Here is a 1,139-nt window from a genome sequence, read left to right on the forward strand (position 1 = left end):
CTAGTCTTCTGAGTCAAGAATTCCATTCAGATGTGTAGGCTTGCTCCATGGCACGGACGGGGCGGCCGAAGGCCGAGTTGACGCTGTCGGACGAAGAACGGGCCGCACTCGAGGGGTGGGTGCGGCGACGTTCCACGCCGCAGGCATGGGCATTGCGGTGTCGGATCATCCTGGCCTGCGCCGAAGGTGCGTCCAACAAGGACGTGGCTGCTGAACTCGGCTCCACACCTCATGCGGTGGGCCGCTGGCGGGCCCGGTTCGTGCAGTACCGGATCGCCGGTCTCGGGGACATGCCACGTCCGGGCGGCCCCAGGACGGTGACGGACGAGCAGGTCGCCGCGGTGATCGCCAGGACACTGGAATCCACTCCGAAGAACGCGACGCACTGGTCGACGCGGTCGATGGCCAAAGAGATGGGCCTCTCACAGTCGTCCGTGTCACGGATCTGGCGGGCGTTCGGCCTGCAGCCGCACCGGTCGGAGACCTTCAAGCTGTCGACCGATCCGTACTTCGTCGAGAAGGTCCACGATGTCGTCGGCCTCTACCTGGACCCGCCCGAGCGGGCCTTGGTGTTCTGTGTCGACGAGAAGTCGCAGATCCAGGCTCTGGACCGGTCCCAGCCGGTGCTGCCGATGATGCCCGGGGTTCCCGAGCGGGCGACGCATGACTACGTCCGGGCCGGCACCACCACCCTGTTCGCGGCTCTTGAGGTCGCCACCGGCAAAGTGATCGGCTCCCTGCACCGCCGGCATCGGGCCGAGGAGTTCAAGAAGTTCTTGACCAAGCTCGACAAAGAGGTGCCTGCCGGCCTGGATGTCCACCTCGTCTGCGACAACTACGCCACCCACAAGACCCCCGCCATCAAGAAGTGGCTGCTGGCCCACCCCCGCTTCCACCTGCACTTCACGCCTACCGGCTCGTCCTGGCTGAACCTCGTCGAGCGATGGTTCGCCGAGCTGACCAACAAGCAGATACGGCGAGGCGTCCACAAATCCGTCCAGGCGCTGGAGAAGGACATCCGCAGCTGGATTGCCGCCTGGAACACCGACCCGAAGCCCTACGTCTGGACGAAGACCGCAGACGAGATCCTCGAACGCCTCGCCAGTTATCTGAACAGAATTCCCGACTCAGAAGACTAG

At 64.6% G+C, this 1,139-nt stretch carries 1 protein-coding gene; it reads left to right on the forward strand.

All coding sequences use genetic code 11. The features are described 5' to 3' along the window. The first annotated feature begins 47 nt into the window (after nt 1-47). The gene (locus ADK57_RS12675) at nt 48-1,139 is read left to right on the forward strand and encodes an IS630 family transposase (protein WP_053749521.1); all 1,092 of its coding nucleotides are present in this window, start codon (nt 48-50) and stop codon (nt 1,137-1,139) included.

The organism is Streptomyces sp. MMG1533, assembly GCF_001279775.1.
GTDB lineage: Bacteria > Actinomycetota > Actinomycetes > Streptomycetales > Streptomycetaceae > Streptomyces.

Bases quoted from the DNA above. Each gene is read 5' to 3' on its own strand.
- ADK57_RS12675 (WP_053749521.1), top strand. From the start codon at position 48: ATGGCACGGACGGGGCGGCCGAAGGCCGAGTTGACGCTGTCGGACGAA.